Consider the following 14,466-nt stretch of genomic DNA (forward strand, 5'->3'; position numbering starts at 1 on the left):
AGGTGCTATTTTGCCACAAACTATGCTAAACTAAAGACATTCAAATAGAAATGAGGATGTCCCATGATTTTACTCCAAGCAAATCAAATCGCCCGTTATTTTGGTGCGGAAACTTTGTTTGAAAACATACAAATGGAGATCAGTACGAACAGCCGAATCGCTTTAGTCGGTAGAAACGGTGCTGGAAAATCTACGTTACTTAAAATACTTGCTGGAATCGATGCTCCTGATGCAGGAACGATTGCTAAAAATAAAACAGCCAGTCTTGGTTACTTGGCTCAAGATACAGGTTTAACTTCAGATAAAACCGTCTGGTCTGAAATGCTCGAGGCTTTTGACGAAATCATCACAATGGAAAAACGAATGCGGGAATTAGAACTGATTATCAGTGAGCTAGTGCCTAGCGATACAAACTACGAATCAGTGATGAAAGAATACGATCGACTACAGCACGATTTTTCCGAACAAAACGGGTATGGCTATGAAAATGAGATCCGTTCTGTCTTACACGGCTTTGGTTTTCAAGAAGAGTTCTATGAAAAAGCCATCAATACTCTATCTGGTGGTCAAAAAACACGTTTAGCTTTAGCACGAATGTTACTACAAAAACCAGATATCTTGATTCTCGATGAACCGACTAACCATTTAGATATCGATACCCTTTCTTGGCTGGAAAATTATCTGCCAAGCTATTCTGGAGCATTATTGATCGTCTCGCATGACCGCTATTTTCTGGATAAGGTCGTCAACGAGGTGTATGAGATCAGCCGCCACAAGATGCGCTACTACAAAGGAAACTACTCAAAATATTTAGATTTAAAAGCTGAACAGCTGACAAGTGAATGGAAAGCCTATGAAAAACAGCAGGCGGAAATCAACAAGCTGGAAGATTTTGTGGCACGGAATTTAGTCAGAGCATCCACAACTAAACGTGCTCAAAGTCGAAGAAAGACGCTTGAGAAAATGGAGCGCTTAGATCGTCCGCAAGGAGACGAAAAATCAGCCAATTTTCTTTTTTCAATAGAAAAAATGTCAGGAAACGTTGTGTTACAGGTTGAAAATGCCGCAATTGGTTATGATTCACAAATTTTATCAGAACCAGTGTCATTGGATATTCGGCGGCAAGAAGCTATTGCTTTAGTTGGACCAAATGGTATCGGCAAATCAACATTATTAAAATCGATTATTGGTAAACTCCCCTTCATCAAGGGTGAAGCAACTCTTGGAACAAATGTCCAGATTGGCTACTATGATCAAGAACAAGCCGAACTACACGGAACAAAAACAGTCTTGGCTGAGCTTTGGGATGAACATCCAACAACGCCAGAAAAAGACATTCGTAGCGTATTAGGTAGTTTCCTATTTAGTGGTAACGATGTAGAAAAAACAATTCCTTTATTAAGTGGTGGAGAAAAAGCTCGTGTTGCTTTAGCTAAATTATCAATGGATAAAGAAAATTTTCTGATCCTTGATGAACCAACTAACCACTTAGATATCGATAATAAAGAAGTGCTTGAAAATGCATTGATCGACTACGAAGGAACATTGTTGTTCGTTTCCCATGATCGCTATTTTATCAATCGAATTGCAACAAAAGTCATTGAACTTTCTGAAGCTGGCAGTAAACTTTACTTAGGTGATTATGATTATTACGTCGAAAAGAAAAAAGAAGAAGAAGAATTAGCCGCTTTATTAGCTGAGCAAACAGCTAAGCCAAACGAAACAGCAAAACCCCAAAATGACTTTTATCAAAATAAAGAGCAACAGAAAATATTGCGGAACTTAAAAAGAAAGATCACTCAAACCGAAGAGGATCTGACAACCCTAGATACTGTGATCGCCCAATTAGAACAATCAATGAATGATCCTGTCCTAGTGGATGATCATTTAAAATTGATGTCTTTAAATGAAGAACTTGAAGCTCAGCGAGTCAAACAAGAAGAATTACTCTCTGATTGGGAAAATCTCAGCATAGAACTAGAAGAATTTGAGCAAATGAACGAATGAAAGGTAGATCAATATGACGTCTAAACGTATGAATGTCACCAAGCCGAAATACCAGCAAATCGCTGTTGATGTAGCATCAAAAATTGCAGATCAAACATTCCTAGTCGGCGATAAGCTCCATGCACGTTCTACTCTTGCAAACAAATACAGTGTTTCTCCTGAAACTGCTCGAAAAGCGATCAGCGTCCTAGTAGACCTTGAAATCGTCCAAGCCAAACATGGCAGCGGCTTCTATGTCCATTCGGCAGAAAAAGCCAAAGTATTTGTTGAACAATATCAAGATGTCCAATCTATCCATAACTTAAAAGAAGATCTCATAGAAAGTGTGGAAAAACAAAAAGAAGAATTAAGCTATTTTTCTGAAATATTGGATAAATTGGTCGATCAAACCAAACGATTCGACTCATTAAATCCTTTGAATCCTGTCACATTTACATTAACAGATGAAGCTTCTCATCTGGATATGACAATCAGCGACCTAAACTTATGGCAAAGCACCTCTGCTACTTTGATCGCTATCAAGCATGGAGAAGAACTTCTCGTCTCCCCTGGTCCATATGCAAAATTGATTGCTGGAGACACGATTTACTTTGTCGGACATGAGTCCACATTGCAACGAGTACAAAATTTCTTTTATCCAAACTCATAATGAATTACGTTGAATAAGAGTATCTGTTTTCAAGATATAATTGTCTTTTCACTCGTTTATTCCTATATAAAGGAAGCTGAGATCGTAGCCTAATTCTAAATATAGCAAATTTCAGGTGACTGAGTAGTGACTCATAGAGTTATACTCAGCCACCTTCTTTTTGTTTTCTCATTCGAATTGCCAGCAAGTTGACAAAGTGACTACACGATGTTAATCTAAAATGGTCACTTTTTTTTCAGAAAAGAAATGATTTTCTTTTCATAAACCGAAGAAAAGATCAAATCTGTCTGTAGTGTAAACCTACTACCTACTGATTTGTCTATTTGTCTGTCAGAGCTGAACAATGAAAGAGTATGGTATATCTGCTCAGCTCTTAAATTTAAGGAGGAAATTAGTTTTGTCCAAGGTAAAAGTTTCACATTTAACAAAGATATTCGGCAAGAAGTCGAAACAAGCGCTGGATATGATCAAAGAAAACAAGTCAAAAACGGAGATTTTAAAAAAAACGGGTGCGACTGTTGGTGTTTATGACGTTAATTTCGAAGTTGAAGAAGGAGAAATTTTCGTTATCATGGGCCTTTCCGGTAGTGGTAAGTCGACGTTGATTCGCTTATTAAATCGTCTGATCGAGCCTACTTCCGGCAATATCCTTATCGATGATCAGGATATTGCAAAGTTAGATAAAGAAGGTTTACGCGCAGTTCGCCGCAACAAAATGAGCATGGTTTTTCAAAATTTTGGTCTTTTCCCTCATCGAACGATTTTGGAGAATACCGAATATGGCTTAGAAATTCGCGGTATTCCTAAAGAAGAACGAACTGCTAAAGCAGAACAAGCACTAGAAAATTCAAGTTTACTGGCATTTAAAGATCAATACCCTAACCAGCTATCAGGCGGAATGCAGCAACGGGTCGGATTAGCTAGAGCCTTAGCGAATGATCCAGAAATTTTACTTATGGACGAAGCCTTCTCTGCTCTTGATCCATTGATCCGTCGTGAAATGCAGGATGAATTAGTTGATTTACAAGAGAATGTTAAGAAAACGATCATTTTTATCACTCATGATTTAAATGAAGCTTTGCGTATCGGTGATCGTATCGCATTAATGAAAGATGGACAAATCATGCAGATCGGTACTGGTGAAGAAATCTTGACCAATCCTGCCAATGATTATGTTCGAACTTTCGTAGAAGATGTCGATCGTTCTAAAGTTTTGACTGCTCAAAATATCATGGTGCCGGCTCTTACAACAAATATTGAAATTGATGGACCAACCGTTGCACTAACTCGCATGCGTCAAGAAGAAGTCAGCATGCTAATGGCCGTAGATAAAAAACGTCAATTAAAAGGTGTAGTTCGAGCAGAACGCGCATTAGAAGCTCGAAAAGCTAGTTTGCCTTTAACTGATTTTGTAGATACAGAGATCACAACGATCGATAAAGATATGTTAGTTAATGATATCTTACCGATCATCTACGACTCTCCTACCCCAGTTGCAGTAACTGATAATAATAAATTGCTAGGTGTTGTTATTCGAGGCAGCGTACTTGAAGCACTTGCAGAAACTGAGGTGACGATCAATGACTAATTATCAATTACCTGTAGCCAGTTGGGTCGAAACAATCACAGAATGGATGACCAACACATTTTCTGGGTTATTTACCTTCTTCCAATCAACTGGACAAAGTTTGATGGATGCTATTACAGCTTTCTTAGTTGCAATTCCACCCCTTTTATTTATCGTGATACTGACAGCCATTGCCTTTTTTATTTCTAATAAAAAAATTGGTTTAAGTTTATTCACTTTGATCGGTCTGCTTTTCATTTATAATCAAAATTTATGGACTGATTTGATGAGTACGGTCACTTTAGTTTTACTTTCTAGTGTCGTTTCGATCATTATCGGCGTTCCACTTGGCATTTTGATGGCTAAAAGTAATAAAGCTCAAAGTATTATTACACCTATTTTGGATTTCATGCAGACGATGCCGGGATTTGTTTATCTGATTCCAGCAGTTGCTTTCTTTGGCATCGGAATGGTGCCTGGCGTTTTTGCCTCTGTGATTTTTGCCTTACCGCCAACTGTTCGTTTTACTAATCTCGGTATCCGTCAAGTGCCAAAAGAATTAGTTGAAGCATCCGATTCCTTTGGTAGTACTGGCTGGCAAAAACTGTTCAAGTTAGAATTACCTCTTGCTAAAAATACAATTATGGCTGGGGTCAATCAAACAACAATGTTGGCTCTGTCAATGGTTGTTATTGCTTCAATGATCGGTGCTCCTGGACTTGGACGCGGTGTTTTATCTGCATTACAGCGGGCACAAGTCGGAAATGGTTTTGTCAATGGTGTTGCCCTGGTAATTCTTGCAATCATCATCGACCGTTTCACTCAAAACTTAAACAAGAAAAAGACCGCTCCAGCAAAATCAACGTTTTCTAAAAAACAGAAAGTCGGCGGGCTTATTGCTGTCGTTGTCATGATCATCGGTGCTATTGCTGCTCCTTCCCTATTCTCATCTGCAGATAATAAAAACAAAGAAATTTCACTTTCTTATGTAGAATGGGATACCGAAGTCGCTTCAACACATGTGATTGGCGAAGTTCTAAAAGATGCTGGCTATAAAGTATCGTTGACACCCTTAGATAATGCGATCATGTGGGAATCTGTCTCAAAAGGTGAAACAGATGCAATGGTTGCTGCTTGGCTGCCTGGTACACATGGCGAGCAATACAAACAATACAAGTCAAAAGTTGAAGATTTAGGAGAAAATCTAAAAGGAGCAAAACTAGGAATCGTTGTCCCTGCTTATATGGATGTTCAATCGATCGAAGATCTAAAGGATCAAGCAGGCAAAAAAATCACTGGTATTGAACCTGGCGCAGGAGTTGTCGCTGCCGCCGAAAAAACACAACAAACTTATAGTAATTTAGCTGACTGGTCCGTGGAAACTTCTTCTTCTGGTGCAATGACCGTCGCTCTTGGACAAGCAATTAAAAACAAAGAAGAAATTGTTATTACAGGCTGGTCTCCTCACTGGATGTTCGCAAAATATGATTTAAAATATTTAGAAGATCCTAAAGGAACGATGGGTACAGAAGAAGCGATCCATACAATGGCACGAAAAGGATTGAAAGCTGATAATCCTGAAGCTTATACTATTTTGAAAAACTTTCATTGGACAAAAGAAGATATGGAATCTGTCATGTTAGCGATCAACAGTGGTACTGACCCTGTAGAAGCTGCCAGAGACTGGATCGATAGTCATCCAGATGAAGTCGCTAAGTGGAAAAAATAAATTGATAGTCATTTCAAAAATTTTTGAAGTAACTGGCTAATTTCAGCAACTATTTGACATTAATCTGAGGTGTTTATTCAGATTTTAGGTGTCTAGGACAAAGTACTATGAATTGAGTCCTAGACACCTATTTTTTGCAAAAAAATACCACTCGGCTGATGATTTATATTATTAATTAAACTACTTATCTATCCATTTTTTTACTTTGAATTGATATTAATATGAATATTCAATATGCTTTTATTCCATTTTAATATACTCTATGAAAAATAATTTTTTATCAATTATTAAGAAAATTTCTCAACGTAAATTGTATAGATATAATGATTTTTGACTTTTGAAATTTTTGTTATTATTTTATATTGTGAATGATTAAGGACATCTTCCGAAACTAATGTACTTGAAGCTATTTCATTATTTTTCAAAAAATTACTTTTAAGTTTTTTTTTGAAGGATTTTCCATAATTAAATTTGACAAGCTACTGGATTTATTGGCTCTGTATATATAATTAACTATTTTATCCTCTGATAATTCAGAAAAATTGAATCTTCTCTGATAGTGTATATCTTTATTTTTGATATGCTTATCTATCGAAGCATCCCACTTTATCAATGGTACCTGACCTAGATAAGGAACTTTAATGTAATTAAATTTCAAGTAAAAAATCCAACTACTACTAAAATAACTGTTAGTAAAAATATCCATTTCTTCTTTTTCATAGATAACCTACTTCTTTTGGCATTCCACTCGTTCATCATTTCTTCCAACGCCATTCTCACTATAAATGTAATTACAATTTTGATGCTCTGCTCTAATTACTTTTTCTTTACCATCCCCTTATTGATTAATGTATTTGTGTTGTAAGTTTTATAAATAAGTATCTTTATTTCAAAATAATAATTATTGGATTTTTTTTATAAAAATAGTATATACATATTGTCGTTTCTCTTTGGATAATTGTGTTGTTATTACATATCTAGAATGATGTAATGTATCACCAAACACTTGCGTACTAGAAGATATACTTTCATATTCTCTGAATATTCTTTTTAATTCTTTTCTTGAAGGACGCTCTGTAACTAAACCTGCAGTATTACTTGATTTATTTGCTTTATAAAAATAATCAATTATTTTATCTTCCGATAAGCTAGATAATTCTAACTTACGTTGATAGTATATATCTTTATTTTTGATATGCTTATCTATCGAAGCATCCCATTTTATCAATGGCACCTGACCTAGATAAGGAACTTTAATGTAATTAAATTTCAAATAAAAAAATCCAACTACTACTAAAATAACTGTTAGTAAAAATATCCATTTCTTCTTTTTCATAGATAACCTACTTCAGTGAATTATTTGAATTGATTACATTTAACAAAAATTCTGCAAACACTTTTTGTTCTTCTACACTCATATCTTTATATGCACCACCGTTAATAAAATCATTATATTGCTGTTGTAATATTGCTATTCCTTCATTATATGACCCATTTCCTATATTAGTTACAAATTCTTCTGCTCTATTCGTTTTTCCATTTGTTAATTGATTAAAATATTGATTCATAGCTTCTAAAGAGTTAGTAGACTCTGAAATTCTATTAAATATGTTGACACTATCTAAATCTGCACGATAATCATCATTTCCTAAACTTGGCTTAGCTCCAGGTACTCCAGCTATATCTCCAATATAGCCAGAATTATTATTTAATCCACCTACTCCATTAAATAAACCAATTGATTCACCTAAAGAATCTTCTAAAATAGCGTTATTCATATATGAAGCTATGATAGCAGCCATGTGTGAAAAATCAACTTTATTGTTAAATTGGTTGAATAAATCTATATATTTTTGTTGTTCATTTACACTAAGTTTATTCCAATCAACGTTTTGATTTGCTACAAAACTATTATAATACTGTTTTGGATTTTTATAAATTCCTGAACATAAATTGTATTGATTCCAAATCATATTTTCTAAAGCATTTAATTCTTCCTTTGTTAATCCTAACTTGCCTAAAGAAGTCCTCCAGTCAGAGTTTAGTCCCCCAGTATAACTCCACATCCCCCAATCTTTAAGGTTTCCTGTATATACCGGTGATGCAAGCAACTGCCAAAATAATTTATTTGCTTTATCTGCTCCATACTCATTTTTTAATTTTTGATAAATATCCATTAATAATTGGCTTTCTTCATTACTAAATCCAAATTGAGTTTCTAAATTCCTTAGTAATTTTTGTTCACTAGTCATATTTTTTTCTTGATAACTTTTCCATCGCTCATTAATAGTATTTTTCCACGATAAATCTTTTGGAATTGAAAACGTTCCTGTTGCCTCATTCCATGCAGTTTTTGTTTGAGCTAATCCAGTATTCATAGCACTTTGCAAGCTAGAGATTTCAGAAAATATTGAAGGTGAACTTGCATTAAATGCTAATAATTTACGTAATTGCTCTTCTAATTTTTGTTTGGAAGCACTATACATCCCAATTAACATCGAGTTAGCTATTAATTGAAATGTTTTTGTAATATCAGGAGTTTTTGATGAATTAATATCTTTACGGATATCTTCCGCTTGATTCAGTAATCTATCTGCTCTTCTAATCTTTTCTTCTAATTCAGATTGTTTTAAATCCCCACTATCTACTTGAGAAATATATTCTTCTGGAAATTTCTTCACTGCTTTTTCTACTGCTTCAGATAACAGTATCCCACCTTGTGCTAAAGGATACAACACCGATTGAAAATAGTCTTTTGCTGAATCATAAGCTTTACCCGTTAAAAATGGACTTGCTACTACAAAATCTGTAATTGCTTTTTGTAATTCATGATATCCTTCCACTTGTGATTTACACATGGTGGATACACTTGATGCTTGACTTCGAGAAGTAGAAACATACATATCAACACTCATTATTTGCTATCCTCCTCTGACAATACTTTTCTTTTTTCATATCCAACATCTTCTAATTGATTCAGAATTTTCTTTTTTTGTACACGTAATTCCTCTTCATCATTTTCTAAATAATCCATTACTTGTCTTGATTTTTGAGAAAATTCATCAAATACTGATTTAAAAAAATTTCCTTGTTCATTTTTATCAAACTGATAACAGACATCATCAAAAAAATGCCTTGCTTCGTAAAAATGTTGGTCATAGCTTTCTTTGACTCTCTTTACTTGATTTACTTCACTCGATAGTGTTTCTTCTTTTAAATATAATTGCTTTTCTTCTTTTTGAATCTCTTCTAATTTTCTCATTTTCCTAAACCACCTAAAGGTTTAAAAATAGTGTTTGCAACGGTTTGGTCTAAAGCTTCAAAATCCTTTGCTACACTTTGGAGATTACTAGATGCTGCAAATATTGCCTGTGCTATTTTAGTAGCAGTTTCTTGAGCTGTAGTAATGGCTTCTTGTGCATTATCATTACCTAGCACTGTTGTTTGAGTATCGCTATTTATGTTAGATTGCTGTATTAATCTATCTGTTGCATTTTTTAGTGCAGTAGCCTTTTGGCTTGCTCCAGTCAAATCACTTTTTATTGCCATTAGTTACTCCTCCTCGCGATTAAACTAATTGTAATAAAATTTTACCACATATATTCGAAACTTAATAGTTTAAATTATCTTTATGAAATTTATTTATTCTATAAATAATAATATTTTATCCATAGTCCTGTTAATATATTTGTCTTTTATACTTATTTTAAATAATATAAAAAATAGAAAAGACACCTCGATATTCTTTAGAATTAAGTCGACTAAAACCATTCAAAAGGAGAAATCAAGATGTCCTACAGAATTCTTATCAAAAATACCTTAGATATTCTAGACTGAAACATTACCTTTAATAAAAACTCTTTAAAATAAGAACGCATCAAAGGACGGATCTACCAGGAATTTTCTGGTACATTGGGTTATTTAGCCCACTTTTGTCCTCTTTTTGGTGTTAAAGAAGAAGAGTCGATTTCAAAAATTCAAACTGGCATTAAAAATGCGTTGGATTTACCTTATTCAACCGGTCCGTTAGAATGCTTGAATAATTATATAAAAATACTAAAAAGAATTGCCATATCTTTCATAACTTCTACAATTTTAAATTGAGAATTACTTTATGCTTTGGTACTGTTCTTTTTCAACCAAATAAAAAAGTCCTAGAAGAAGACCTCTAAGACTCATAATAACTAATATAATTCTTTGAATTTTTTTATCAACATTAGTTGATAAAAATCTTAAAAATAACCACCGCTGGGTGGGCGGTGGCAAGGAGTTCTTTTTACTTGAGGAGTAAAAATGAAAAAGTGTTTTGTTTGGGTTTGTTATTGGGTATGTATTTATAATACCGACAAGATTTGAAGAAAGTATGCCTAATTTGTTTCGATTTTCTATAGAATCCTTAAGAAAGAGTAAACAATAAAAAAACAGTACCCGCACTTACCGCTGGTACTGTTTTTTTATTATTTTGGTGTTACATAAGCAAGCGTGTTGGCTGTATTTTGGTCGATCACTCGGAAAGAAACCATTCCTAAACCAGCAACATTCATTTCTGAAATCAGAATAGAACCATCTTCATAAACATGTTCAACAAATGCCACATGTCCATATGTTCCATCTGCTCCTGCCACAGTTGGCTGGAAGCTGACTGCTGTACCAGCTTTTGGTTTGTTGCTTACTTCATAACCATTGGCTTTGCCAGTCGCACCCCAGTCCATGCCGTTCCCCATTGTCGTCTCTACATAACCGCCTAATTGAACGATACGGTTATAGACATATTGCGTACAATTTCCTTCAGCGTAAGCCTCTGCCCCGGAGAATGTTTCGCCAGAATAATCTTTAAAATCACTATCTGCATGAGTATCTGCAACAATGATTCCTGCCGCTGTCTTAGACGGCTGAGCTTTATCATATTCTGTTAAATTGTATTCTTCAATGAACGCATTCAGCTTTTTATCGTAGCTAGTATCTGTTGCATATACACCAGTCAAAGACTTCGTTGCTTCTTGATAGGAAACAGCATTTGTCTTCCATGTTCCAGAATAAATTTCTGAGTTTGAGTCAATACCTTCCTTCATCAATTTCGCATAATCTTCGAAAGATTCTTTGTAGCTTGGGTATTTTTTAAAAGCTGCATCGATTGTATACATGTTTCCAGAACCATCATCTTCCTGTGTTGAAAAGACAACTTGTTCACCTTTGTACTCACCCTTGATTCCAAATAAATTGTAATAAGGCTGCTGGCTTAATTGACTGCCTCCAGCTCCTGTTTCTAAAATTGCTTGTGCAATCATGACAGAAGCATACAGATCATTTTTTTGTCCAACCGCACGTGCCTTTTCACCAATACGGCGAATGAAGGTTTCAGTTGGCTCATTTTTTACGACAGAAATTTCTTGATCTGGTTGAACAGTAAGTCCGTTGTCTGTTACCACTGGGACATCTTCAACGACCGCTTCTTCTTGTGGCTCAGCTGGCACTTCAGGTTGGACAGGCTGAGGTGCTTGATTTTCCACTGGCGGCTGTGGTGCTTCTGATGAAGGTGTAGTGGTTGTGTCGCTTGATTCTGTCGTACTTGTTTCAGTTCCAGATGTTGAAGAATCCGTTGTTGTTGTGGACGAGTCCTCTGTGGAAGAACTATCGGTCGTCTCAGTAGTTGAACTATCTTCGACTGCGCTCGATTCTGATTGGTTTAATTCATCCGCGTAACTTGCAACTGGAATCAAATTTACACTAAGAAGTGCAAAAATCATCTGGAATGATAGAAGTTTTCTTTTCATTCACTTTAGTTCCTCTCGTTAAATCACTAATAGTCAGACTATCTTTCTCAATAGCCTTTATTCATTATTGTATTGGTTGTTGCCCTCTTATTTCATAATGCTTAAATCCTTACTTTTTGCTCGCAGGTTCAATGAGAGATTTATTTTATATTTCTTTTCACTGAACGTCTTGCGACAAGCTTGCATGAATCCACCTACCTTTTATTCTATAAATCGATTTAAAGCTTCCATAAGTTGAGTTTATTTTACCATAAGTCTGACCTGAAATCTGCTACTTGGCTCAAAAATTTACAAATTTTCTTAAAATATTCATGATTAATACTAGAATTATCCTCATTTTAAAAAATACTTATCGTTTTCTATTAAAATAGAAGCTTCGTTACGCCTTCTTTCATTGTAGTAATCTTGAAATCAGGGAATCGTTTCTTAAATTTTTCTGAACTAAAGTTATTATCAACCTGATATCGTGGAAGAAGCTCTTTTAATTCTTTCAACCGTTTGTTGAAAAGACTTCCTAAGTTAAATTGCCACATTTTTAAAACAGAATAGGTAAGTTTTTTGTTTAAAATCTGTTCAGATAATTGAATGATTTCAGAATAGGTTTTGCTATCATCACAGGGTAAATGCCAGGTCTGACCATACGCGTCTTCGGTGTTTCCAATCAAGGCCATTGCGCGACTTGCATCTGGTGTCCAAATAAGTGTGCGTAAACATTTATCATTGAGAGGAACTCGAATGCTCTTTCCCTTTTTTATATTTTCAAAAACCATTGTGTTCGTAATGCTTTGTGTTTTATCAGGACCATAAAATTCTGGTGCGCGACAAATAACAGCATTTATCTCGTTAGCCTCCATCTTATCAAGTAACAGTTGTGCGATTTTTGCTCGAACCGTTGCTTTTCTGCCTACAGGTCGAAAAGGACTGTCTTCTGTCTGAAGCTCACTATTTTTTGAATACATATAAGTATTATCAAAAAAAACTAATTTTGCTTGATTTTCGATACAAGCTTTAATCACATTTGCCATCATTATAGGGAACTGTTCCTCCCACATGCTACTATCCATCGGAAGTCCAGCTGTAAAATAGACAATCTCGCTTCCAGTGATTGCTTTATTCGTTTCTTCGTACTCTAGAAGATTTGCTGCAACTAGCTGATCGCTGTCGTTGACTTTTTTAGGACTACGACTAACTAAGCGAATATCTGTGGTAAAATTTTTATGAAGTTCCTTAGCAAGTTCTTGCCCAATTTGTCCATTACTTCCTACTATTGTTTGCATTCTAATTTCCTCCTAATGTTCCTTCGTTTACCAATAATTTTGCGACTGAACGAACGGAAAAGGGATTTTGTCCAGTGATGATCCGCCCATCTTTTATGGCATAGTCCTTATAAAAACGTTTCTTTTTAAAAATAGCTCCATTCTTTTCAGCCAGCTCTTTATTTAAAAAAGGTACAACTGATTTTTTTCCAGCAAGTATTTCTTCAGCCGTTGTAAAGCCGGTAATAGATTTATTTGCAATAAGATAGTTTCCATTATCGTCTTTAATGTTTAATAACCCTGCAATGCCATGACAAACGGAAACTAAATAACCATCATGTGTATAAATTTCTTTAGCAATTAACTGTAACTCCTTATTATCGGGAAAATCCCACATGACTCCATGTCCGCCAGTATAATACACCGCAAAATAGTCATCCGGATTTACTTCAGCTGGTTTTAAAGTATTCGTCAATCCTCGATGAACAAAATCTGGATCTTCGTACACACTTATGATCGATTCATCCGTATAGTTCATCCCTCGGGGATCTAATGGAACAAAGCCGCCCTTTGGACTGACAAAATCATAGTCAATCCCCGCTTTATTTAATTCATCTACAAACTCAGCAGCTTCCCCTAACCATAAGCCTGTGGCCTCTTTTGTTCCTTTGTATCTGGTAACATTGGTTTCTACAATCAATACTTTTTTCAATTTATTCACTCTTTTCTGTAAAATCAATGATTTGTTCTATTAACTGTTTTAATTTGTTGATTTCTCCTAATTCATGGGTCAAATAGTAGAAATTTTTCGTGCCTTCTCGTCGATAATCCACAATATTGGCATTTTTTAACACTTTTAAATGATGAGAAACAGCAGGTCTTGATAAGCCAGATGCTTCAATCAAATCTGGCACTTGTAACCCTTGACAGGCTCGATCTTCCATAAGTCTAAGGATGATTTTTTGGCGCTTTTCATCACCCAAAGCAACGAAAAATGGACTAAGTTTGGCAAAGTTTTCTTTTAATTCATTCAGTTTATTCATATGAAGGCTCCTAATTTTTTGATTGGACAATTATACATTATCTTTTTTGGATCATTAGTTTAAACAATTAAACCAATTAAATAGATTTTTGTCAATTAATGCGATTTGAATCATATTAATGATTCTGTTGAAATTTTTTTGATCAGTTTATTGAAAATGAGGATGGGACAAACACCCATGAGGGCTATCGCCCTCACCAAACAGAATGAAAACGAAAGTGATCGACCTGCAGGCTTTTTCCTGTCATACTTAGAGATGACAGGAGTGGCTTGTAGGTCGATCGCTTATTGAGGTTCTTCTCCAAGTAACCTTGAGGGACAAACTAGATCATTCTACTTATTTGTACCAATCATTAGGTCTTAGAACCTGCGTATAAAAATAAATTGTTTCTATAAGTAGAATAGCCCCTTCTGTACTTTTTTTCAAGGAGGAATGTTGAAA

12 protein-coding genes and 1 pseudogene are annotated in these 14,466 nt (G+C 35.0%); 5 read left to right on the forward strand and 8 right to left on the reverse strand.

All coding sequences use genetic code 11. The features are described from left to right. Positions 1 to 63 precede the first annotated feature (63 nt). The 4 genes from abc-f to BCR25_RS14035 all read left to right on the forward strand — a co-directional run bounded on the left by abc-f (position 64) and on the right by BCR25_RS14035 (position 5,952). On the forward strand, positions 64 to 2,007 hold the full coding sequence (gene abc-f / locus BCR25_RS14020) for a ribosomal protection-like ABC-F family protein (RefSeq protein WP_069664204.1): 1,944 nt from the start codon (positions 64 to 66) through the stop codon (positions 2,005 to 2,007). A gap of 13 nt (positions 2,008 to 2,020) precedes the next feature. After that, positions 2,021 to 2,656: a GntR family transcriptional regulator gene (locus BCR25_RS14025; protein WP_069664205.1), complete on the forward strand. Its 636-nt coding sequence runs from the start codon at positions 2,021 to 2,023 to the stop codon at positions 2,654 to 2,656. A 397-nt stretch (positions 2,657 to 3,053) separates the two neighbouring features. After that, complete coding sequence (locus tag BCR25_RS14030; protein WP_069664206.1) at positions 3,054 to 4,244, forward strand: quaternary amine ABC transporter ATP-binding protein; 1,191 nt, start codon at positions 3,054 to 3,056, stop codon at positions 4,242 to 4,244. Next, entirely contained in the window at positions 4,237 to 5,952 is a 1,716-nt protein-coding gene (locus BCR25_RS14035; protein WP_069664207.1) for an ABC transporter permease/substrate binding protein, read from the forward strand. Before BCR25_RS14030 ends, BCR25_RS14035 begins: the two co-directional genes overlap by 8 nt. Before the next feature lie 901 nt (positions 5,953 to 6,853). Here BCR25_RS14035 and BCR25_RS14045 read toward each other — a convergent pair. Genes BCR25_RS14045 through BCR25_RS14060 form a run of 4 tightly spaced genes read right to left on the reverse strand, consistent with a single transcriptional unit; the run spans position 6,854 to position 9,501 of the window. Continuing rightward, entirely contained in the window at positions 6,854 to 7,288 is a 435-nt protein-coding gene (locus BCR25_RS14045; protein ID WP_069664209.1) for a hypothetical protein, read from the reverse strand. Positions 7,289 to 7,295: 7 nt separating this feature from the next. Continuing rightward, positions 7,296 to 8,867 carry a T7SS effector LXG polymorphic toxin gene (locus BCR25_RS14050; RefSeq protein WP_069664210.1) on the reverse strand — a complete coding sequence of 524 codons (1,572 nt, stop codon included), beginning with the start codon at positions 8,865 to 8,867 and terminating at the stop codon, positions 7,296 to 7,298. Then, positions 8,867 to 9,214, reverse strand: coding sequence for a DUF3958 family protein (locus tag BCR25_RS14055; protein WP_069664211.1), 348 nt, complete (start codon positions 9,212 to 9,214; stop codon positions 8,867 to 8,869). The genes BCR25_RS14050 and BCR25_RS14055 overlap by 1 nt, the downstream gene beginning before the upstream one ends. Next, positions 9,211 to 9,501, reverse strand: a complete 291-nt coding sequence (locus BCR25_RS14060) for a TIGR04197 family type VII secretion effector (RefSeq protein ID WP_069664212.1) — start codon at positions 9,499 to 9,501, stop codon at positions 9,211 to 9,213. Before BCR25_RS14060 ends, BCR25_RS14055 begins: the two co-directional genes overlap by 4 nt. Positions 9,502 to 9,939: 438 nt before the next feature. On the opposite strand from BCR25_RS14060, the pseudogene BCR25_RS19960 reads away from it, so the two are divergent. Then, a pseudogene (locus BCR25_RS19960) lies at positions 9,940 to 10,124 on the forward strand (transposase); the annotation flags it as partial. Positions 10,125 to 10,409: 285 nt separating this feature from the next. On the opposite strand, the gene BCR25_RS14065 reads toward BCR25_RS19960, so the two are convergent. From BCR25_RS14065 to BCR25_RS14080, 4 genes are all read right to left on the reverse strand, one after another. Continuing rightward, the gene (locus tag BCR25_RS14065; RefSeq protein WP_069664213.1) at positions 10,410 to 11,726 is read right to left on the reverse strand and encodes a glucosaminidase domain-containing protein; all 1,317 of its coding nucleotides are present in this window, start codon (positions 11,724 to 11,726) and stop codon (positions 10,410 to 10,412) included. Between the two features lie 362 nt (positions 11,727 to 12,088). Next, positions 12,089 to 13,003 carry an NAD-dependent epimerase/dehydratase family protein gene (locus BCR25_RS14070; RefSeq protein ID WP_069664214.1) on the reverse strand — a complete coding sequence of 305 codons (915 nt, stop codon included), beginning with the start codon at positions 13,001 to 13,003 and terminating at the stop codon, positions 12,089 to 12,091. Between the two features lies 1 nt (position 13,004). Next, positions 13,005 to 13,694, reverse strand: a complete 690-nt coding sequence (locus tag BCR25_RS14075) for a type 1 glutamine amidotransferase domain-containing protein (RefSeq protein ID WP_069664215.1) — start codon at positions 13,692 to 13,694, stop codon at positions 13,005 to 13,007. Position 13,695: 1 nt separating this feature from the next. Further along, positions 13,696 to 14,025, reverse strand: a complete 330-nt coding sequence (locus BCR25_RS14080) for an ArsR/SmtB family transcription factor (protein WP_069664216.1) — start codon at positions 14,023 to 14,025, stop codon at positions 13,696 to 13,698. Between the last annotated feature and the right edge of the window lie 441 nt (positions 14,026 to 14,466).

This window comes from Enterococcus termitis, from assembly GCF_001730305.1.
Taxonomy (GTDB): Bacteria; Bacillota; Bacilli; order Lactobacillales; family Enterococcaceae; genus Enterococcus_L; species Enterococcus_L termitis.